Raw genomic sequence first — 19,163 nt, forward strand, 5'->3', positions numbered from 1 at the left:
CATGAGCCGTGATTCTCGGGGTTTCACCTTGCTGGAACTGATGGTCGTCATTGTGTTGATCGGGAGCGTGATGGGCATGGTCAGCCTGGCTATCGGCCCGAGCCCGATGCGTGAGGCCCGGCAGCAAGCCCAGGACTTCATCCGCGTGGTGCAGCAGTTGCGCGAACGCGCGGTATTGGATGGGCTGGAATATGGGGTACGTGTACAGCCTCGCGGCTATCAGGCGTTGCGACTCGAGTCTCAGGGTTGGACAGCGGTGTCGGCGTCGCAACGGCTGCCTGAAAGCCTGACGCTTGGGTTGGAGCAGGACGGCCATGTCGTGGCGCTCGATGATGCCCGAGGTCCACCACAGTTGCTGATGCTCAGCAGTGACGAGATCAGTCCGTTCAGGTTGCTCATCAAAGTTGCTGGCCAGACGATTTCCCAGGTCGTGAGTGACGGCTTGGCGCAGCCGCTGATCGATGGCTGACGCTCGCAGGCTGGCCGCCGATTGCCAGGGGTTCACCTTGTTGGAAGTCATGGTCGCGCTGGCGATTTTCGCCACGTTGGCGGCTGCGGTGCTGTCGGCCAGTCAGTTCGTGCTCAAGCAAAGCGCCGGGCTTGAGGACCGTCTGTTCGGCGCCTGGCTGGCGGACAACCAGCTCAGCGAGCTCCGTCTGCAAGCCGCTACGCCACTGGGCCAACAGCGCCTGGCCCGGCACCTGGATCAGCGCGATTGGATTTTGCAACAGCGTGTCGCCGCGGCCCGCGACCCGCGTCTGCTCCGGGTCGAGATCCAGGTCAGCCGGGCCGGCAGCCCAGCAGTCGTGCACCGCACCACGGGATGGGTCCGCGACCGTCATGAATAGACAATCGGGCTTCACCTTGTTGGAGCTGGTGATTGCCATCGCCATTTTTGCCTTGCTCGGCCTGGCCAGTTGGCGCCTGTTCGACGGCGTGGTGCGTACCCAGCAGGGCGCCGGCCAGCATGAGCGCGAAGTCAGGGCCTTGCAGCGTGCGGTGGGGGTGATCGAACGGGATGTGTGGCAGGCCGTTGCCGGTTCCACCGTGCTCGCGTCAGGGCGCCTGCAATTGCAGCGTAGCCATTGGCCTAATCCGCTGGACCAGCCACGCAGCGAGCGGCAAACGGTGAACTATCGACTCGAGGCAGCGGTGTTGTGGCGCGACAGTCGCGGTGAAGGGCCGGTCATCGTGCAACAGCAGAAAGTGCTCGAGGACGTACGCAGCCTGAGCTGGCGTGTATTCGATGCGCAACGAGGCTGGCATGACGAAACCGTGCGCGGCAACGCGCCACTGGCGTTGGAGCTGGTGATTTCCACGGGGCGTTTCCAGCAGATCCGCCGCGTGCTGTTGTTGCCGGGGGCGTTGCCGTGAGCCGGCAACGAGGCGTGGCGCTGATCAGTGTGTTGTTGGTCCTGAGCCTGGCGCTGCTTTTTACCGCTGGCATGCTGCGCAGTCATCGCCTGTTGTTGCAGAGCAGCGCTCAGCAGTTGCAGCACGTCCAACTGCGTCAATTGGGGCTGGCCGCTGAAGCCTGGGCGCAGGCGGTGTTGGAAGGTAGCGCGATAACTTCGTCCGGGCCGGTAGACCTGAGCCAGGATTGGGCTCGGCTCAAACCTGCATTCGAGATGGAGGACGCCGAGGTTCACATCGATATCGAGGATTTGTCCGGGCGCCTGAACCTTAATGCGCTGCTGGCTCAGGGCCAGACCGATCAAGTTACCCTCGGTCGTTGGAGGCGATTGTTGGCGTTGCTGGAGCTACCCGCGCTGTCATTGCCCCAGGTCGGCTCGGTGCAGGAGTTGAGTCAACTGCGCCTGTTGCCGGGCATCGACGGTCAGACGCTGCGGCGCCTGGAGCCTTGGGTGGTGGTGTTGCCCAGGGACGCCCTGGTGAATATCAATACCGCGCCGCTGCCAGTGTTGATGAGCCTGGACGGCATGGAGGATGAGGTGGCCAAGGTGTTGATCAACCAGCGTCGCCATCAGCCATACGCCAGTGTGCAGGCCTTCACCAATGACCCGCTTTTATCCGGGGTGGGCATCGGCAGCCATGGCCTGGGCGTGAGCAGCCGCTGGTTCCGAATCACCGTGAGCGTGACCCGTGCCGATAGCCGTCTGCGCCTGGCCTCGGACATCGAGCGCGACCCCGTTAGCGGACGCTGGACGGTGGCTCAGCGTCGTTTTTTACCCATCAGCCCCAGCGAGTCCCTGAGATGAAAACCTGGCTTTACCTGACAGCCGACGGCATGGATGAGCCTTGCGTCAACTGGCCGTGTTGCGTGTGGTCGCCCACGGGCGAACGACGCAGCCTGCCCTTGCATGAAGCCGCCCGCGAGTTGAATGGGCGAGTCGTCGATGTGCTGTTGCCGATGGAAATGTGCAGTTGGCTGCGCAGCGATCCGTGGCCCTCTGGACGCCAGCCGCGACCCCAGGCCCTCGCATTCGCCATCGAAGAACAACTGAGTGAAAATCTGGAGGCGTTGCACATCAGCGTTGGCGCGCGGGACCGACAACAGCGCTACCCGCTGATGGTGACCGAGCGAGGCCGGTTCCAGGCACTGCTGGCGCTGCTGGCTGCGCAAGGCGTCGATGTACGGGCAATGCATGTCGACGCGGACCTGCTTCCCCATGACAAGGCTTTTGCGGTGCGTTGGTTCGGTCGCTGGCTGTTGGGCGGGGCATTACCGGCGCGAGTGTCGCTGTCGGCCCGAGCCCTGGCAACGCTCAAGCCGGACTTGCCCGAAGAGATTCACTGGCTGGACGAGGGACGCGATCGTGAAGGCATCGATGATTGGCTGCTCTGCGCTGGCGGACATCCCATCGACCTGATGCAGGGTGAGTTCCGTCGACGTCGCCAGCCGCTGCCGTGGCGTGGCGTGGCGGTTACTGCGTTGGGATTGCTATTGCTCACCTGGGCATTCAGCGAGGGCCGCATACGATTTCTTGAAAGCGAAAGCCGTCATCTGTATGCCCAGGGCGAGCAGCGATTCAGGTCGCTGTATCCCGAGGAAACGCGGATTGTCGACCTGGCGGCGCAGTTCCAGGCGCTGCAAAGTCGTCGTGGGCGAAGCCAGGACACACAGGTCGCTCGTCTGGTCCGTCTGACGGAGCAGGTCATTGGTGCGAGCAGCGTCGAAGTGCAGCGCATCGATTTTCGTGAAGACGAAGGTTGGAAAATCCAGCTCACCGCCACCAGTTTCGTCGAGCTTGAGCAACTGCGCGAGCGGGGGCAGCAAACCGGACTGTCCGTCACCCTGGGCAGCGCCAGCAAGCAGAACAACCGCGTGCAGGCCATCCTCACCCTGGAGAACAGTTGATGAACTTCAATAGCTTGATACAGGCCTGGGGGAGGCTGTCACGCCGTGAGCAACAATTGTTGCTGGGCCTTGTCGGGCTGCTGCTGGTGGTCGTGGTCTACACAACGATCTGGCAACCTGTCCGGCAACGGCTGGATGTCGCCGAGCGACAGTACCGCCAACAGGCCGAGCTGCACGCACGAATCCAGCGCGCCGAGCCCGCCCGGGATCTAACCACCGCCACACGGCCCTTGTCGGTGCGCGTCAATGACAGTGCGGCCGCGACGGGGTTGGAAATAGCTGAAATGGAGGTCGATGGCGATTCGTTGCGACTGGCCGTCAGTGGCGATGCCAATCAATTGCTCCAGTGGCTGGATCAACAAGAGCGGGAGGGCGCGACGCTGCAGTCGTTGACTCTGGAAGCACGTAATAGTGTGTTGGAGGCGCGGGTGGTGTTGCGTCAATGAGCGATCGAGTACACAGCCATTTTGGCCTGAAGCATGGGTTTTTTGTGGCGAGGGAGCTTGCTCCCGCTCGACTGCGCAGCAGTCGTAAAGCGGTTTGCAGGGTTCACCTGTTGCTCCGCGGCGTCTGGTTCTGGGGTGGCTGCGCCACCCAGCGGGAGCAAGCTCCCTCGCCACAAAGTATTCGCTCTGTCCCTGGTTTGGGTCGTGAACTCGTGATGGCTAAACCTGAACATTCCCCGGCGACAACGGTAACTTCGCCAGTTTCACCGCCACCAGCAACGCCACCACCAGCAAGGTGCCGATGAACAGACCGACACCGTTCCACCCGCCCAAGTGCCAGGCCACGCCGCCCGCCGTACCTGCGACACTCGATCCGGCGTAATAGCTGAACAGGTAAAGCGACGACGCCTGGCCCTTGGCTTTGAGGGCGCGGCGGCCGATCCAACTGCTGGCGACCGAGTGGGCGCCGAAGAAGCCGAAGGTGAACACCAGCATGCCCAGCACGACCAACCACAACGGCGTGGCCATGGTCAGCGCGAGGCCGGCCAGCATCAGCGCGATGGTTGCCCAGAGCATTTTGCGTCGGCCGAGTTTGTCCGCCAGTGCGCCGATTTTTGCCGAGCTGTAGATGCCCGACAGGTACACCACCGACAGCAACCCGACAAAGGCCTGATCCAAGTGATAAGGCTCGGCCAGCAGGCGGTAACCGATGTAGTTGAACAGGGTGACGAACGCGCCCATCAAGACGAAGGCCTCGAGAAACAGCAGCGGCAAGCCGGCGTCGCGAAAGTGCATGATGAAACCGTCCAGCAGGCTACGCGGGTGCAGCGAGCGAGGACGGAAGTTGCGCGACTCGGGGAGAATCCTCCAGAACACCGCCGCCGCGATCAAGGCCAGGCCACCGATCACCAGCATCGCGGTGTGCCAACTGACAAAGTCGATCAAGACCCCGGTGATCAGGCGCCCACACATCCCGCCGATGGCGTTGCCGGCGATGTACAGCCCCATCGCCAGGCCGATGTGCTTGGGATGGATTTCTTCGCTCAGGTAGGTCATCGCGACTGCAGCCAAGCCGCTCAAAGACAGCCCCACCAGGGCGCGTAGCAGCAGCACGCCGTGCCAGGTCGGCATCATGGCACTGGCGATCGTGCACACCGATGCGGCGAACAGCGCCGCGACCATCACTGGCTTGCGACCAATGCGGTCGGAAATCGGGCCGGTGATCAACAGACCGATGGCGAGCAAGCCGGTCGCGACCGACAGGATCAGGCTGCTCTGCGCCGCATTGATGGAGAACTCCGTGGACAACAGCGGCATCATCGGTTGCACGCAATACAACAGGGCGAACGTTGCAAAGCCGCCGCTGAACAGTGCCAGCACCGTGCGCATGAACATGGGCGTGCCTTTTTCGATGTAGATGTCCTTCAGTTCGGCGACGACCTCATCTTGCACACGAGGTGGGATTTCATGGGCCAGTGGAGCGACAGCAGTTTTCACGTTGAACCTCGAACGAGCACGGCCAGGCAGGCATTGAAAAAAGCATATAGCCGGCTAACGTTTCTATCCAATATATTGTTCGACCCGTTTAAGACGTTTTACGACCTATTGGATCACCCATGGAATTGCGCCACCTGCGTTACTTCATCGCCGTTGCCGAAGAACTGCATTTCGGCCGCGCCGCCTTGGCCCTGGGTATCTCCCAACCGCCCTTGAGCCAGCAGATCCAGGCCCTGGAACAGGAGATCGGGGCGCGGTTGTTCGAGCGTACCAATCGTCGGGTCGAGCTGAGCGAGGCCGGTCGACTGTTTCTCGAGGAGGCGCGACGGGTTTTGGTCCAGGTCGATAAGGCCGCCGACGTGGCCCGTCGTGCCCAACTGGGGGAACTGGGAGAACTGAAAATCGGCTTCACCTCTTCGGCACCGTTCAACTCCACCATTCCCCAGGCGATCTTCTCGTTCCGTCAGCGCTTCCCCGCGGTGCACCTGAACCTGCGGGAAATGAGCAGCACCCAAGTGGCCGATGCGCTGCTGGACGAGGTAATCGAGGTGGGCATCATGCGGCCGTTGCCACTGCCCGACGCCTTGAGGGAAATCGAACTCAGCCGCGAACCGCTGGTGGCCGTGCTCAGCGCCAAACATCCGCTGGCCCAGGGCAACGAAGAAGGCCTGTTTCTCTCGGCGTTGGCCCAGGAACCGTTCGTGTTCTTCCCGCGCAGCTACGGCAGCGGCCTGTACGCGCAACTCCTGAACCTGGCCCGCGACGCCGGCTTCAGCCCGCACTTCGCCCAGGAAGCCGGCGAAGCCATGACCATCATCGGCCTGGTGGCGGCAGGCCTGGGCGTTTCGGTCTTGCCAGCGTCTTACCAACGCATGCGAATCGATGGCGTGGTCTACCGGCCGCTGCTCGATCCGGCGGCGGTGTCAGCGGTGTGGCTGGTGCAGCGCAAGGACCAGCGATCGCCGATGGCGAAAGCGTTTGTGGAGTTGTTGACTGAAAATATAGACACCCACAGTTCGGCGTGATGAATAAAAAACTTGCCTATATGTGAAGGGGCGCCGCAAGGCTAATGCTGGTCATGAGAAAAGTGATGGACCTGTGGCGAGGGAGCTTGCTCCCGCTCGGCTGCGAAGCAGTCGTAAACCGGCGGGTGCGGTGTGTCTGATGTTCCGCATCTGACAGGTTTTGGGGCCGCTTCCCGGCCCAGCGGGAGCAAGCTCCCTCGCCACGGGTGTATCGATTGCCTTAGGTGAAAAATGTGTTTTGCTGTTTTTAATGTACTACCCGCCTACGGCGCCAGGGCGTTGTTTCGAAAGTATGTAACCGGTGCCCAGCCTGCATAAGAGTTCAATGGGCTATTGCCTCATAGCCCATTACCCTTCGAGCGTTGTGCCTATAAATCCAGTTTTGTCTTCAGGCTGTTCATGATCTCCACCCGGTTTTCAAGGTAGTGGCTCAGGCCCTTTGCGCGCAGATGACAGGCGGCGCAGTCACCGCAGCCTCTGCCCTTGATGCCGTTGTAGCATGTCAGTGTCTGTTGATCGATGAACTCCAACCACCCGTGATAATCGGCCAGCGCCCAGGTTTGGGCTTTGTTCAGCCACATCAAGGGCGTCTCGATGCGCAAGGGATAGTCCATGCCCAGTTCAATGGCGTTGTTCAGCGCCTTCACGAACGCATCGCGGCAGTCCGGATAGCCCGAGAAGTCGGTTTCACACACACCGGTGATAAGCGTTTTTGCACCCACCTGATACGCATAGATAGACGCCAGGGTCAAAAACAGAATGTTGCGCCCAGGCACGAAGGTGCTGGGCAGGCCATCTCCATCGCTGTTGGCCGCGGGCACTGGAATGTTGTCGCGGGTGAGGCTGCTGATGGCCAGTTCGTTGAGCAGGGTGGTGTCCAGTATTTTATGAACGGTCACGCCAAGGGCCTTGCAGAGTTGTTGCGCCACTTCGATTTCTTGACGATGGCGCTGGCCGTAGTCGAACGTGATGCAATGAACTTCGTCGTACCGGGGTAAGGCGTGAACCAGGCAGGTAGTCGAATCCTGGCCGCCGCTGAAAACGATGACTGCTTTCTTTGTCATTTCATTCATTTGGACCTGTCCCAATAGGTGCTGAAGGAGTGACCCTAGCCCGAAGTTCAACACCTTGTTGTGGGAAGTTTCCGAATTTACGTGCTCCGCTTTCTCTATTTGGGTTTTCAGTCGCAAGTGAAGCCGCTAGAAGATCGCTGCCACGGCGGGTGCCGCACACCCGGAGAATCCTCGCCAATTGGAATTGTCCGTGCGCGGCGGCGCTTGCCGTGGCAGGCGGTACTCACCTCGATCCTTTATTTTTTCACTTGGCCTTACCAGACCGTCGCAGGTTTATTGGCGTGGTAATCATAAAAACCCTGGAGTATCCAGGTATCGCCCTTGCGTTCGAACGCGGCGCGCCATGCGCTTCTGCCGCCACCGGGGGATAGCTGGGCCATGTCGTACCAGTAATATTTGTTGATTCGTTTTGTCGTGGCCCTGCCGGCTCGAATGTCATCCATGATTTCGTTGATCTTGGCTCGGGCCGCTTCGGGAAAGTTGTCATAGGACATCTGTGTTTCAGCCAGCGTGCTGAGAGTCACCGTAAACTTGTCTATTGCGGTGGATGCTTCCCCCAGTACTGGTGAAGTGCTGGTGGTAGGTGATGTGCCAGTGACCTTCTTCGTCGGGACTTGGGTCACGACCTCGATATCAAACGCGTCGTAGTTCGAGAGATTTTTTGCGAAGTTGGTAATGTCCTCTCCGGTGACCAGTAACGTCTTGCGCTGCGACTTGCCCTTGTTGGCGATGACGTAAGGAATCTTGTTGTTGCGGATTTCCGTCAGGAGCCCGGGTTTGTGTCTTTTTTTCATCTCGTCCCGGAACGCGCCGAGCTTTTTCTTTTTGTACTCCGCGAAGTTTGCAGGGTTCGTTTTATAGTCCTCCCTGGCAGCCTCTACCTCTGGACCTTCTCCTGAAAACCGGACGCCCAGGTCCTCCCAGACGCGCTTTTCCGCGACTTTGACCACCTCATGAATATCGTCCTGTATCTTGGTCATGGCGGCTTTCTTCTTTCCCTGTTCAGGGACGATGGTGATGAATAATGCGCCGGTGAGGTTGTCTGGCAAGGAGGACATCATCATCTTGAAGTTGCCTTCGTTGTCGAAAAGCTCCTTCTTGAGTGGCAGGGTCATGTCGAAAACTTTTATTTTTTGCGCGGCCGTCAGCTGGATGCCCTTTACCTGGGAGTCGATGTCTCGGGTGCAGTAGTCGACGGCCTGCCATACGTTGAATTTGTACAGCAGGCTTTCGTGGGGCTTCTTATGTTGCCCGAGGCCGTGGAGGCCCTTGTTGATCTGGTTGATTCGTGAAAGGTAAGTGTCTATATCGGGCACGTTGATGTCATTCATGCTCTCGCGCAAGGTGCGTTCGGCCAGCTCCTCGGGCATCGAGTGGATGACCTTCTTTACCGTATTCACCACCTGTCGAGAAGGCCAGTGATGGTCGACCAGGATGCCCTCCACCAAGGCGTTATAGGTTTTCTGTTGCGCAGTTTCCGGGGCCCGACTGAACAGACTATGCAGGACTCCGCCACCGAGCAGGCGTTGCGGTTCTTCGATGTGCCAGCGACCGTTTTTCCACGTCACCGTCCGTTGATGGGTACGATTGTTGGGCGCGTAGATAATCCGCAGGCTTTCCTGGATCGCGGTTTTGCAGTAGTCATGCCCCATCTTCAAATAGGCTTGGCCGGACGTGTCCCTGTACAGGTTGCGACCCTCGGGGACGAGCCCTTTGCCGTCAAAACCTTTCAGGAGAAAAGGGCCTAGCTCGGGGTCGGGCATACGGGGCAGGGAAGACAGCTCCGGGCGGGTCTTGTCCCGGCGTCGTGCCGCGCGCGCCATGATCAGGTCCTGCCCGGCCTCTGCCACGACCTCACCCAGCCCGCTGATGAAATCACTGGCCCACTGGCTGAAGCTGCCGCCCTCGTCTTTTATGGCCGACACCGCAGCGCCCCCGGCCATCACCGGCAGGATCGCACGGCCCAGTACCCCGCCCAGGCGGCCCGCGTAGAACATGGCCATCGCGCCCGCCAGCAAGGTGACGCCATTCCTGCGCCCCTCCTGGGCCGCTGCGCTGTCGCGCTCGGCGTTCGTTACCATCAGCGCGTCAGCCGTCTTGAGCGCGTGGCTGATCTGCGTTTCGTGCAGTGCTTTGAGCAGGTCGCCTTTGACCACGGGGGAGGCGACCTTCAAGGCGAAATCATCCTGAACCCGATGCTTTATCCATGAGAAGGTGGACTGCGTGACTTTCTTTATCTTCTCGTTGAGCGTCAGGTTTTCCGCGGCCGGCACCAGGCTGGCAAGCTGATCGGCTTGTTCCATCAGCGGCAGTTGGGAAATCAGCCAGCGGGTCATTTCCAGCGTGCTGATGAGTGTCTTGACCAGGACCGCTTCCAGCTCCCTTTCGCTTCCTGCGTGGATGTCCCTGAACACTTTTCCGTCCGGCGCACCCGGCGTGTACAGCGTCAATGAAGGCCGGCTGGATAGTTTCCTGACGCCAAAGGCCAGCAGCTCTTTCAGCACACTGTCGCCCCACTGGATCTGCCGCACCACCACCTCGTGCCCGTTGACCTTGCGGCGTTCCTCAGGCATTGCGCTGTCCAACGCCGCCAGCACCAGGTTCAGGCCGGTGTTGTCCTTATCATGTGTAAAGTCTCCCGATATATGCGCGGCCCACGCCTGCGCCCGCATTTGTTTGGCTTTCAGAGCCATCCATTGTGCCTGGCGCTCCCGGGCCGCAAGCAGCAACGCGGGCGGGATACGGGCACCCACATTTGCCCTTTCAATGATCTCCACGATCTGTGCAAAGCTCAGCGGCCCCTCTTCGGTGTGGTGGGAAGCGTTGCGTTCGTCCGGTGTCAGGTTGGACATGGCCCACTGCGTCATGGAACGGCAATCGTCGAATATCGCCTTCGCACTGCCTAGCGACACCCCGGACCCGAACGGTGACTCGCCCGTGGGCGCGTGCGAGTCGATGGTCTGCTTGCGGATACACAGGGATACCTGGTCAGGATCGACTGGGGCGTATTTGTCCTTGATGAAGCCGGCGAGCAGCGTGCGGGTCCGATCCTGGAGGGCGTCAGGGGACGCCAGCATCACTGGATCTGGCGGGGGTGGGGTATCCGCCAGGGTTATCTGCAGGTCCTGTAGCGCGTTCCACCAGGCCACGCGGTCGCTGCCGATCACGTTCGGGTTGGCGTGCAGCCAGTCGTCCAGTTTTTTCTGGTAGAGCCGTAGCGCGCGCTCGTCCATGGCGCCCGCCAGGTCCAGCTGGTCCTTGAGGTTCGCCGCGATATCCAGCCTGGCGATCCAGGCGCTGATTTCCTCATCATCTCCCGGCCCGTTCAGCAACACGTCGCTCACGGCGGTTTTTTGCGCCGCTCGCAGATCCATAACCAGGTAGGCAAGGAAGTCCCCGGCGATGGGGGCGATTGTCACGTCATACTGAACGTTATCGTCGGCCTCCAGGCTGGCCTTCAGCGCCGTCAGGTCCGCGTACACTTCCAGCGGCTTGCCCAAGCTGTACAGCGCCGCGCTTGCCGGGTAGTCGGTATTGTCATGTCGGGTCAGTGCAACAGCGCCTGACACCGGCACGCTGAACCCCCATCCTTCAGGGGTGATACTGAGGCTGTAGACCCCGGGCCGGTCACGTTCCGCCAGCCTGGCGCGAGACGTTGCGTCCGGTGCCGACAGTGCATGTTCCGTCAGCGCCTTGTGCAGTGGCGGGCTCAGGGTTCCATCCAGTTGCTGGAGATCGGCCTGTGCCTTGAGTTGCCTACCGAATTCATCGGCCAGCCATTGGCTGACGCTGCGGTCCTGGCTAACGTCGGGCGGGGTGTCCCAGAAGTTGTCCAGTGCCCGCGCCAGCATTTGTTCATACGACGTTGGGGTGACGCTTATCAGTTGCTTGATTGCTTGCTTGGCGTCACGGCTATTCAGGGCTGCCGGCATCTCCGTGACGCTGTTCAGCTCGGTGACGATGTCTATATTGCCCAAATCGTCGAAGAACTCGTGGGCGTTGATCTTTCCTGCCACCGCACGCCAGAAGAGCGTGTCGAGGGGGACTGTTTGCGCCACCTTTTTAAACGCCGGCGCGTTGGCTGCGCGTTCAGTTGGGGGAACGGCTTCATCTTGCAGTCGGCACACGCGTATTTCTTTGACGGCCAGCTTGTTCACCAGGGTGGGAAAGGCTTGCCTGAACCCATTATCCAAGTGCCGCGCAGCCACTTCCGAGGCGCGCGGAACGGCATCGTTCAGGCGGATCATCTGCTGCTGCGAGGCATTGAGTTGGTGTATCAGCAGGGCGCTAGCGGTTTGTAAGGGGGTGTTCTCCAGCATGTTCTCTTCCTGAAAGTTTTTCGGAAGGAACAACCTATTGAAGGTGCGCGAAGAGGGGGCGGTATATAGATACCGCATGGAGCGGCGACAGGCGGTGTACCGGTGTTGTGGATACATAATCGATGTGGCAGCGAGCCTGTTCGCGATGCGCCTTGACGGGGCATGCTAACGGTCATGTTTTATCACGCAGAAATACCAGGATCGCCTCGCAGGTTGCCTGTGTTCTTTCTTCCAGTACCCAATGTCCGGTGTTGTGCAATATAAAAGAGTACGGTTGCGTGGTGATACATTTGACTTGCTCGGCCAGGGTACTTCCTCTCGAATGGTCCCCACCGATAGTGAGCACAGGCACTGTCAGTTTATTGTTGGCGTATGCTTGATTATCACCCACATCATGCTCTATCCAGGCTGAATAAAGCTTGAAGGCTGCCTCCATGCGTCCGGGCTGGGAATAATCTTTCACCAAAGCCATACGCACCTCGTCCGGCATTGTGTCGTTGCCGGGGAATACAAAGTCGTCAAAAAACATGTCCAGGTAAGTTTTTTCCTGACCTTGGATCATGGTGAGTGCTGTCTTGCCAAAGAAGCGGAAATGCCACTTGCTGGCAATGCGGGCTTGCGGGTCTCCGTTATAAGCTGTTTCCCACCCTGGGATGCCAGGAATGAATCCGTCCATCAGGATAATACGTTTGGTTTCATCGGGATAAAGGGCTCCGTAGGCATAGGCAATCATTAAGCCCATGTCATGGCCGACAATATCAACCTGTTTGATATTCAGGTGGGTGACCAGCTCGTGCAGGTCATGCGCCATATTTTTTTTATCATAGCCGCTTTCTGAAATATCGGTTTCTCCAGCACCGCGATAATCAGGAACGATAGGCGTATAACCGGCACGCACCAATGGCCCCATCAATACCGTCCAATTGCGCCAGCTTCCCGGGAACCCATGCACCAGCAACACAGGGTTTGCGCCATCACCGCTTATAAGATAGTGCATGCGGATGCCGTTCACGTACACGTAGGCCCGTGTGAACGATGCACCCCCTACAACAATATTTTGTTCTACAGAAGGTGATGTGGCCTGGTGTCGAGAAGATAAGGCGATGGCGCCCGACCAGGCTATTGTGTCCATCATTTTCTTGTCCATGTTGGGAGCCGAGTTAATTTCATGAGCTACGCCGTGCAGCTCATAAGTAACGGCGAACTGTTTATCGAGCGTTAACTTCTAAGGTGTTTTTAAGGCGTTTAGAGCTTGTGGTTTTCCGCATGCCATCGATACTGTCGAAGTTGACAGTTCCGACAAACGGCAATTGTTCCGATTGAGCCCCGGCAGAGCAGTTGCAGGTGAAAAAAAACAGGGCGGAACTTGCATCGGACTCCTGTTGGCCGTAGGAAAAGTCGCGTTTCCAGTTGCGATGTTTCCTATTCGCTCCAGATGCCCACGATGTTGGGGTTGCGATTCGCCTGTGTTGCAACGTTTTATTCATCATTCCGAATTGTCTGGCTCAGTGCTCTTTCCCGGCGGAAAGGGAACCCGCCTGAAGCCCGTGAACAAGGCCTTGGAAATGCACTCATCTTTGTACGCCCCCTACACCAACGAAGTCTCCTGTGACTATCTCCGTCATTTGGACGATCTGTACTTGGCGCAACAGCAACTCGATGGTGTTGACGAAAAAGTCATCACATTTATTAATCGACAAAAAGCATTCGTCAAAGCTCATCCCCCAATCGCTATTTACCGAGTGGCCACCGAGGGCAGCCAGACCCGTAACGGCGCAACGATCCAGCAAGTGTCATCGTCGTTGACGTTCACCTTGGATAATGGCTGGAAAGTACGAGCCGCGCGGAAAGGCGACCAGGTTGTGTATGCCGATGGCAGTACCGCGCGGATCGTAACCGCCGCGGGGGCAGCCAACAGTAATATTGCCCTGGTCGGCAGCCGTTTGAGCAATGGCGACGAGATCATCAATACGCTTCAGAGACGTTTTCTGATCATCGTGCGTGAAGGCGTGCCGATGGCAGAAGACTTTTTGCCCGCTCTCAAACTGGCGGATGTTCATTACTTGCACTCGGATGAGGTGAAGGAGAACATCCAATGAGCGTACAGCATAGATCCACTGTGGGAGCGAGCTTGCTCGCGATTGCGGTGGATCGGTGCCACAGCCGTTCCGGGCTTATTGCACCTTCGCCAAATCTCCCTTCAACGCAACGCCCGCCATGATCGCCCCGGCGTGGCATTCATAGGTGGTCGGGTCCTTGCGTTCGTTGCTCTTGTAGAAGCTGACAATGTTGGTGACGGCGTTGGCGCCGGCGTTCTTGGCGGCCTGGTGCAGGCTGATCAGGGCCGATTGCAGCACCCATTCGCAGGCGACTTCATCGGACTTGTTGAACGCGTTGGTTTTCTTGTTGGTCACGGCACCCGGGCTGACGACGATGACGTTGCCGGCCGGTTTATTGCCGGCCAGGTAGAACTTCACGCTGCCGTCGATCTTGCCGGTGCGGATGGCTTCGGCCACGACTTTGTCGAACGGCAGGAACAGCGCGGTATCACGGGCCTGGCTGAGGCTTGGCAGGGTGCTGAGCAAGAGGGCGGTGGTCACAGCGATTTTCTTCAACGACATCGTGGTCTCCTTGACGAGGGGCAACAGGGTTTTGAATCCGATTCAGTGCCAGCGGCGGAAAATCAGCGAGGTGTTGACCCCACCAAAGGCGAAATTGTTGTTCATCACGTATTCGTTGCTCATCGACCTGAACTCGTTACGCAGGTAATCGAGCTTGCCGCATTGGGGATCAACCTCATCGAGGTTGAAGGTGTGCACGTAGAGGTCGCGGTTCATCATTTCGATGCTGAACCAAGACTCCAGCGCCCCGCAGGCACCCAGGGTGTGGCCCAGGAAACTCTTCTGTGAGCTGATGGGCATGTGTTCGCCAAACAGGCTGCTGGTGGCCAGGGTTTCGGCAATGTCGCCCTGTTCGGTGGCGGTGCCGTGGCCGTTGACGTAGCCAATGGCTGAGGGACTGAGGCCTGCGTCTTCCAGGGCCAGTTCCATGGCCCGGCGCATGGTGACCAGTTCTGGGCGCGTGGCATGCTGGCCGTCGGCGTTGCTGCCAAAGCCGACAATTTCGGCATGGATCCGCGCACCGCGCGCCAGGGCATGTTCCAGTTCTTCGAGCACCAGCATGCCGGCGCCTTCGCCGATCACCAGGCCATCGCGGTCCTTGTCGTAGGGGCGCGGGCTGGTTTGTGGTGCTTCGTTTTTCAGGCTGGTGGCGTAGAGCGCATCGAACACCATCGCTTCGGTCGGGCACAGCTCTTCGGCGCCACCGGCGAGCATCAATGGCAGGCGCCCGAACTTGATGGCCTCGTAGGCATAGCCGATGCCATGGCTGCCGCTGGTGCAGGCGCTGGAGGTGGGGATCAGGCGCCCGGTCAGGCCGAAGAAGATGCTGATATTGGCCGCCGTGGTGTGGGGCATCATCCGCACGTAGGAGTTGGCGTTCAGCCCTTCGGCCACGCTGTTGAGCAGCATGTTGCCAAAGGCCTTGATCTCGTCGGTGCTGCCGGTGGACGAACCGCAAGACACGCCCATGCGCCCGTCCTTGATCGACTCGTCGCCCAGCAGGCCGGCGTCGGCCAGGGCCTGTTCCGCCGACGCGACCGCCAGGCGCGAAACCCGGCCCATGCTGCGCAGTTGCTTGCGGGTCCAGTGGGCCGGGACCTGGAAGTCGTCGATGGGACCGGCCAGGCGGGTGTTCAGTTCGGTGAAACGGTCCCACTCATCCATGCGCCGGATGCCGCTGCGGTTGGCGGCGAAGTTGGCGGCGATGGTGTCCCAGTCGCTGCCGATGGAGGTGATGCCGGCCATGCCGGTAACGACGACGCGCTTCATCAGCACAAGCCTCCATTGACGGCCAGGACCTGCCGGGTGATGTAGCCGGCTTCGGCCGACATCAGGAAATTTACCGCACCCGCCACTTCTTCCGGGGTGCCCATGCGCTGGGCGGGGATCATTTTCATCAGTTCCTCCACCGGGACGTTTTCATCGAGCATGGCGGTATCGATCAGCCCGGGCGCGACGCAATTGACGGTGATCTTGCGCTTGCCCAACTCGATTGCCAACGCCTTGGCCGCGCCGATCAAACCGGCCTTCGAAGCACTGTAGTTGACCTGGCCGCGATTGCCGATCAGCCCGGAAACCGAAGTGATGCAGACGATCCTTCCGGCGGCGCGACGACGGATCATCGGCATCATCACCGGGTGCAGCACGTTATAGAAACCGTCGAGGTTAGTGCGCATCACCACATCCCAGTCGTCTTCGCTAAGGGCCGGGAAAGCGCCATCGCGGGTCAGGCCGGCATTGAGCACCACGCCGTAATAGGCACCGTGGGTTTCGACGTCGGCTTCGAGAATGGCCTTGCACGCGGCACGGTCGGCCACGTCGAATTGCAGCACCCGGGCGTTGCGGCCCAGGGCCTGGATTTGCGCCTGGACTGTCTCGGCCTCGGCGCGGCCGCTACGGCAGTGCAGCACGATGTCGTGCCCGGCCTGGGCCAGGCGCAGGGCGATGGCGCGGCCGATGCCACGGCTGGAGCCGGTGACCAGTACGGATTCAGTCATGACGGGTTTCCTGTTGCGGACGGTTCATGAAGGTAATGGGCGGCCTGGGGCGGACGGAATACGTTGAGCCGGGCCGTGGCATGGATGCCGGGGGCGTGGATGTGGCATTCGAACACGCCCATGCCGTTGTCGTCTTCCAGGGAGCGCACGCCGTGGATGGTCAGCTCGGCGCCGACGGGAAAACACTCGACGTTGCATTCGAACTTGCGGGTGCCGAGCAAAAAGCCCAACTCCACGGCATCGCCGCGTTGGCGTGCATGACAACCGGCAAAGGCCGCGACGCTTTGGGCCATCAGCTCGATGCCGACCCAGGCCGGCAGCGTGCCATCGTCGCGGCTGAACAAACCGCCGGGCTTGACGGTGGCGTGGGTATGGATCTGTTCGTCATCGAACGACAGGATCCGGTCGATGAGGATCATGTCGCCGGCATGGGGCAGCAGTTCGGCGAGCGGCCAGTCAATCATGGGGCGTCTCCGATAATCAGGCTGACGTTGTTGCCACCGAATGCAAATGAATTGCTCATCAGGCGGCGCGGGGTGGCCGGGCTCAGGTGGGTGCCGGCGGTGACCCAGTCCAGCGCCGGCAGGGCCGGATCGGCCTGGCCGTCCCAGACATGCGGCGGCAGGGCCAGGACGGTATTCTCCGAGCTCAGGGCCAACCAGCAGAACGCCGCTTCCAGCGCCCCGGCCGCGCCGAGGGTATGGCCGGTCATGGGCTTGGTGGACGAGCACGGCACGCCCGCCGGAAACAGCCCGGCCACCGCCTGGCTTTCCATGGCGTCATTGTGCTGCGTGGCGGTGCCATGCAGGTTCAGGTAGTCGATCTGGCTGGCCTCGAGGCCGGCGCAACGCAGGGCTTTTTCCATGGCCTGGCGGGCGCCGCGACCACTGGGTTCAGGTGCGGAAATATGGTGGGCGTCGGAACTGGCGCCGTCGCCGAGCAAGGCAATCGGTGTCCCGTCGCCTGGCGTCTTGCTCATGAGAAACAGCACGGCTGCTTCGCCAATGTTGATGCCGCTGCGGTTCACCGAAAACGGATTGCAGCGTTCGTTCGACACCGCTTCCAGGGCCGAAAAACCGTTGAGGGTCAGTTTGCACAGGCTGTCCACGCCACCGCACAGCACGGCATCGCACAGGCCCAGGTCCAGCAGGCGCCGGGCGCTCATCAAGGCGCGGGCGCTGGAGGTGCAGGCCGTGGAAATCACGTAGGACGGGCCGCTCAGGCCGAGCCAGTCGGAAAGAAAGTTGGCCGGCGCGCTGAGTTCCTGTTGCTGGTAGTCGTAGCCGTCGGGGAAGTGTTGCTCGCGCAGGTAATGGGCAATGCCCTGGCTGGCCTCGTCGATCCCCGAAGTGCTGGTGCCCAACACGATGCCGATGCGGGCGCGACCGTAGGCCTGGATGGCCTGGTCGATCTCGGCGCGAATCTGCAGCCCGGCTTCCAACAGCAGTTGATTGTTGCGGCTGCGGTGCGCCAACAGGGTTGGGGGAATGGGGGCGAGTTCACCCGGCACCGCGGCAACCGGCAACGCACGTTCGGCAACCCAGCCGTCCTTGATACGCACGCCCGAGCAGTCGCCGGCAAACAGGTTGCGCGCGACGCTGTGCTTGTCGCGGCCCAGGGCACAGATCACCCCGAGGGCATTCAAATAGGCGGTCATGGGGCGTTCTCGGTCAACGGTGTGATGCGGTAGCGGGGGCCCTGGGGCAGGCTCATCTCAAAATCCAGCGGCTGCGTGTAGCGCACCTGCCAGCGACTATCGAGGGTCCGTTGCGACGCCTGTTGCCGGGCGGCCGGGTAGTTGTCCGGCAGTTCGGCTTCGGGGGTCAGGGCGAACAACAGCGCGGCGAACAACTCCCGGGCCTCGGCATTGGGCGGCAGCAGACCGTCGGCCTGCCACTGACCTGCGACCAGGCGCTGGCGGGCCACGGGAATGCCCAGCGGGTCCATCATCGACCAACGGATGCCGGTGTCTTCGCGCTGGATCACCAGCAACCAGTCCTGGCGTTGGCCGACCAGGGTCCGCTCGATGTGCAGTTGCATCGGCAAGGCCAGGGTTGGCGTGCGCTCGGGCAGCGGCGCATGGCTGGCGCAGGCACTGAGCAGCAACAGGCAGACGATAAGCAGGGCTCGAATCATCCAATGGCCCCTTCGACGGGCTTGCGCGCCACCACATTGACCAGGGTTTCCTCTCGCTCGCCGAACGGTTTGGCCCGGCGCAGGCCAAAACGCTCCAGCAAGCCGAAGTCCTTGGCGCGGCTCCACCACAGGTACGGATAGGACACGTTGCGGGCTTCGAACTGGAAACCCTGCCCACGGATCATCTCCAGGTACTGCGCGGCACTTTTCTGCACGTGCATGGGATGGCGGAACAGCCAGCGGATCACCCAGGTATCGATGTAGGCCTCGGTGGATTCGGCGAACATCAGGTAACCACCAGGCTTGAGTACGCGGTAGAACTCGGCGAGGGCTTTTTCCTGCTCCACCAGGTGATGGAAGGTCTGGTGGCAGAACAGCAGGTCGACGCTGGCATCCGGCACTGCCAATGTCGCGCAGTCGCTGCCGATCAGCTCCACGGTCATGCCCTGGTGCGCGGCCTCCTCCCGGCTCAGGTCCAGGCTGTGGGGGTCGGCATCCACGCCGATCAGGCGGTGTGGCGCGAACACCTGGCGCAGGTACTGGAATGATTTGCCCTGGCCGCAGCCGGCGTCCAGCAGCACCGGGTTGCTCGGCAGCGGGGTGCTGAACAGGCTGCGCAGGTCGTTGATCGCCACGCGCAACACATGGTGCTGCCAGGTGTGGCTGCGCAGGAACCAGAAACCGAAGCGGGTTTCTTCGACGTAGTTGTCGCTCAAGTAGCTCATGGTTG

19 protein-coding genes and 1 pseudogene are annotated in these 19,163 nt (G+C 60.6%); 9 read left to right on the forward strand and 11 right to left on the reverse strand.

The genetic code is table 11. The features are described from left to right. Position 1 precedes the first annotated feature (1 nt). From gspH to gspM, 6 genes are read left to right on the forward strand one after another with little or no spacing between them, the layout of a single operon-like run. Positions 2 to 469 carry a type II secretion system minor pseudopilin GspH gene (gene gspH / locus BLU76_RS08325; RefSeq protein WP_092222328.1) on the forward strand — a complete coding sequence of 156 codons (468 nt, stop codon included), beginning with the start codon at positions 2 to 4 and terminating at the stop codon, positions 467 to 469. Beyond that, on the forward strand, positions 462 to 848 hold the full coding sequence (gene gspI, locus BLU76_RS08330; RefSeq protein WP_092222330.1) for a type II secretion system minor pseudopilin GspI: 387 nt from the start codon (positions 462 to 464) through the stop codon (positions 846 to 848). Before gspH ends, gspI begins: the two co-directional genes overlap by 8 nt. Next, the gene (locus BLU76_RS08335; protein ID WP_092222332.1) at positions 841 to 1,374 is read left to right on the forward strand and encodes a type II secretion system protein GspJ; all 534 of its coding nucleotides are present in this window, start codon (positions 841 to 843) and stop codon (positions 1,372 to 1,374) included. The genes gspI and BLU76_RS08335 overlap by 8 nt, the downstream gene beginning before the upstream one ends. Further along, positions 1,371 to 2,219, forward strand: a complete 849-nt coding sequence (locus BLU76_RS08340; protein ID WP_092146763.1) for a type II secretion system protein GspK — start codon at positions 1,371 to 1,373, stop codon at positions 2,217 to 2,219. Before BLU76_RS08335 ends, BLU76_RS08340 begins: the two co-directional genes overlap by 4 nt. Next, positions 2,216 to 3,319, forward strand: a complete 1,104-nt coding sequence (gspL, locus tag BLU76_RS08345) for a type II secretion system protein GspL (RefSeq protein ID WP_092222334.1) — start codon at positions 2,216 to 2,218, stop codon at positions 3,317 to 3,319. Before BLU76_RS08340 ends, gspL begins: the two co-directional genes overlap by 4 nt. Beyond that, the gene (gene gspM / locus BLU76_RS08350) at positions 3,319 to 3,765 is read left to right on the forward strand and encodes a type II secretion system protein GspM (protein ID WP_063323286.1); all 447 of its coding nucleotides are present in this window, start codon (positions 3,319 to 3,321) and stop codon (positions 3,763 to 3,765) included. The genes gspL and gspM overlap by 1 nt, the downstream gene beginning before the upstream one ends. Before the next feature lie 219 nt (positions 3,766 to 3,984). On the opposite strand, the gene BLU76_RS08355 is transcribed toward gspM, so the two are convergent. Continuing rightward, positions 3,985 to 5,160: an MFS transporter gene (locus BLU76_RS08355; RefSeq protein ID WP_371914892.1), complete on the reverse strand. Its 1,176-nt coding sequence runs from the start codon at positions 5,158 to 5,160 to the stop codon at positions 3,985 to 3,987. 221 nt (positions 5,161 to 5,381) lie between these two features. Between BLU76_RS08355 and BLU76_RS08360 the strand changes: the two genes are divergently transcribed. Beyond that, entirely contained in the window at positions 5,382 to 6,287 is a 906-nt protein-coding gene (locus BLU76_RS08360) for a LysR family transcriptional regulator (RefSeq protein WP_092222338.1), read from the forward strand. A 228-nt stretch (positions 6,288 to 6,515) separates the two neighbouring features. Then, a pseudogene (locus BLU76_RS32240) lies at positions 6,516 to 6,605 on the forward strand (VUT family protein); the annotation flags it as partial. Positions 6,606 to 6,655: 50 nt separating this feature from the next. On the opposite strand, the gene queC reads toward BLU76_RS32240, so the two are convergent. From queC to BLU76_RS08375, 3 genes are all read right to left on the reverse strand, one after another. Next, positions 6,656 to 7,351, reverse strand: a complete 696-nt coding sequence (gene queC, locus BLU76_RS08365; protein WP_092222340.1) for a 7-cyano-7-deazaguanine synthase QueC — start codon at positions 7,349 to 7,351, stop codon at positions 6,656 to 6,658. A 263-nt stretch (positions 7,352 to 7,614) separates the two neighbouring features. Further along, positions 7,615 to 11,679 carry a dermonecrotic toxin domain-containing protein gene (locus tag BLU76_RS08370; RefSeq protein WP_092222342.1) on the reverse strand — a complete coding sequence of 1,355 codons (4,065 nt, stop codon included), beginning with the start codon at positions 11,677 to 11,679 and terminating at the stop codon, positions 7,615 to 7,617. Positions 11,680 to 11,851: 172 nt separating this feature from the next. Next, on the reverse strand, positions 11,852 to 12,811 hold the full coding sequence (locus tag BLU76_RS08375; protein ID WP_092146812.1) for an alpha/beta fold hydrolase: 960 nt from the start codon (positions 12,809 to 12,811) through the stop codon (positions 11,852 to 11,854). A gap of 334 nt (positions 12,812 to 13,145) precedes the next feature. Here BLU76_RS08375 and BLU76_RS08380 point away from each other — a divergent pair, with 334 nt between their 5' ends. Beyond that, on the forward strand, positions 13,146 to 13,778 hold the full coding sequence (locus BLU76_RS08380) for a PAAR domain-containing protein (protein ID WP_256571721.1): 633 nt from the start codon (positions 13,146 to 13,148) through the stop codon (positions 13,776 to 13,778). A 75-nt stretch (positions 13,779 to 13,853) separates the two neighbouring features. Here the strand turns inward: BLU76_RS08380 and BLU76_RS08385 are convergent, their stop codons facing one another. Genes BLU76_RS08385 through BLU76_RS08415 form a run of 7 tightly spaced genes read right to left on the reverse strand, consistent with a single transcriptional unit; the run spans position 13,854 to position 19,158 of the window. Continuing rightward, positions 13,854 to 14,300, reverse strand: a complete 447-nt coding sequence (locus BLU76_RS08385; protein WP_092222344.1) for an excinuclease — start codon at positions 14,298 to 14,300, stop codon at positions 13,854 to 13,856. Between the two features lie 42 nt (positions 14,301 to 14,342). Then, the gene (locus BLU76_RS08390; RefSeq protein WP_072339967.1) at positions 14,343 to 15,569 is read right to left on the reverse strand and encodes a beta-ketoacyl-ACP synthase; all 1,227 of its coding nucleotides are present in this window, start codon (positions 15,567 to 15,569) and stop codon (positions 14,343 to 14,345) included. Next, positions 15,569 to 16,297, reverse strand: a complete 729-nt coding sequence (gene fabG, locus BLU76_RS08395; RefSeq protein ID WP_003197011.1) for a 3-oxoacyl-ACP reductase FabG — start codon at positions 16,295 to 16,297, stop codon at positions 15,569 to 15,571. Before fabG ends, BLU76_RS08390 begins: the two co-directional genes overlap by 1 nt. Beyond that, entirely contained in the window at positions 16,294 to 16,761 is a 468-nt protein-coding gene (locus BLU76_RS08400; RefSeq protein WP_072339971.1) for a hotdog family protein, read from the reverse strand. Before BLU76_RS08400 ends, fabG begins: the two co-directional genes overlap by 4 nt. After that, a complete protein-coding gene (locus tag BLU76_RS08405) occupies positions 16,758 to 17,954 on the reverse strand; it encodes a beta-ketoacyl-[acyl-carrier-protein] synthase family protein (protein ID WP_092146748.1) in 1,197 nt (398 codons plus the stop codon). Before BLU76_RS08405 ends, BLU76_RS08400 begins: the two co-directional genes overlap by 4 nt. Continuing rightward, positions 17,951 to 18,433: a DUF3261 domain-containing protein gene (locus tag BLU76_RS08410; RefSeq protein WP_092222346.1), complete on the reverse strand. Its 483-nt coding sequence runs from the start codon at positions 18,431 to 18,433 to the stop codon at positions 17,951 to 17,953. Before BLU76_RS08410 ends, BLU76_RS08405 begins: the two co-directional genes overlap by 4 nt. Further along, a complete protein-coding gene (locus tag BLU76_RS08415) occupies positions 18,430 to 19,158 on the reverse strand; it encodes a class I SAM-dependent methyltransferase (RefSeq protein WP_072339977.1) in 729 nt (242 codons plus the stop codon). Before BLU76_RS08415 ends, BLU76_RS08410 begins: the two co-directional genes overlap by 4 nt. Positions 19,159 to 19,163 lie beyond the last annotated feature (5 nt).

The sequence above is a fragment of the Pseudomonas sp. NFACC08-1 genome (assembly GCF_900106735.1).
Taxonomy (GTDB): domain Bacteria; phylum Pseudomonadota; class Gammaproteobacteria; order Pseudomonadales; family Pseudomonadaceae; genus Aquipseudomonas; species Aquipseudomonas fluorescens_Q.

Excerpts from the sequence above, each read along its gene's own strand:
- gspH (WP_092222328.1), top strand. The coding sequence starts at position 2 with ATGAGCCGTGATTCTCGGGGTTTCACCTTGCTGGAACTGATGGTCGTC.
- gspI (WP_092222330.1), top strand. The coding sequence starts at position 462 with ATGGCTGACGCTCGCAGGCTGGCCGCCGATTGCCAGGGGTTCACCTTG.
- BLU76_RS08335 (WP_092222332.1), top strand. The coding sequence starts at position 841 with ATGAATAGACAATCGGGCTTCACCTTGTTGGAGCTGGTGATTGCCATC.
- gspL (WP_092222334.1), top strand. The coding sequence starts at position 2,216 with ATGAAAACCTGGCTTTACCTGACAGCCGACGGCATGGATGAGCCTTGC.
- gspM (WP_063323286.1), top strand. The coding sequence starts at position 3,319 with ATGAACTTCAATAGCTTGATACAGGCCTGGGGGAGGCTGTCACGCCGT.
- BLU76_RS08355 (WP_371914892.1), bottom strand. The coding sequence starts at position 5,160 with ATGTTCATGCGCACGGTGCTGGCACTGTTCAGCGGCGGCTTTGCAACG.
- BLU76_RS08360 (WP_092222338.1), top strand. The coding sequence starts at position 5,382 with ATGGAATTGCGCCACCTGCGTTACTTCATCGCCGTTGCCGAAGAACTG.
- queC (WP_092222340.1), bottom strand. The coding sequence starts at position 7,351 with ATGACAAAGAAAGCAGTCATCGTTTTCAGCGGCGGCCAGGATTCGACT.
- BLU76_RS08370 (WP_092222342.1), bottom strand. The coding sequence starts at position 11,679 with ATGCTGGAGAACACCCCCTTACAAACCGCTAGCGCCCTGCTGATACAC.
- BLU76_RS08375 (WP_092146812.1), bottom strand. The coding sequence starts at position 12,811 with ATGGACACAATAGCCTGGTCGGGCGCCATCGCCTTATCTTCTCGACAC.
- BLU76_RS08385 (WP_092222344.1), bottom strand. The coding sequence starts at position 14,300 with ATGTCGTTGAAGAAAATCGCTGTGACCACCGCCCTCTTGCTCAGCACC.
- BLU76_RS08390 (WP_072339967.1), bottom strand. The coding sequence starts at position 15,569 with ATGAAGCGCGTCGTCGTTACCGGCATGGCCGGCATCACCTCCATCGGC.
- fabG (WP_003197011.1), bottom strand. The coding sequence starts at position 16,297 with ATGACTGAATCCGTACTGGTCACCGGCTCCAGCCGTGGCATCGGCCGC.
- BLU76_RS08400 (WP_072339971.1), bottom strand. The coding sequence starts at position 16,761 with ATGATTGACTGGCCGCTCGCCGAACTGCTGCCCCATGCCGGCGACATG.
- BLU76_RS08405 (WP_092146748.1), bottom strand. The coding sequence starts at position 17,954 with ATGACCGCCTATTTGAATGCCCTCGGGGTGATCTGTGCCCTGGGCCGC.
- BLU76_RS08410 (WP_092222346.1), bottom strand. The coding sequence starts at position 18,433 with ATGATTCGAGCCCTGCTTATCGTCTGCCTGTTGCTGCTCAGTGCCTGC.
- BLU76_RS08415 (WP_072339977.1), bottom strand. The coding sequence starts at position 19,158 with ATGAGCTACTTGAGCGACAACTACGTCGAAGAAACCCGCTTCGGTTTC.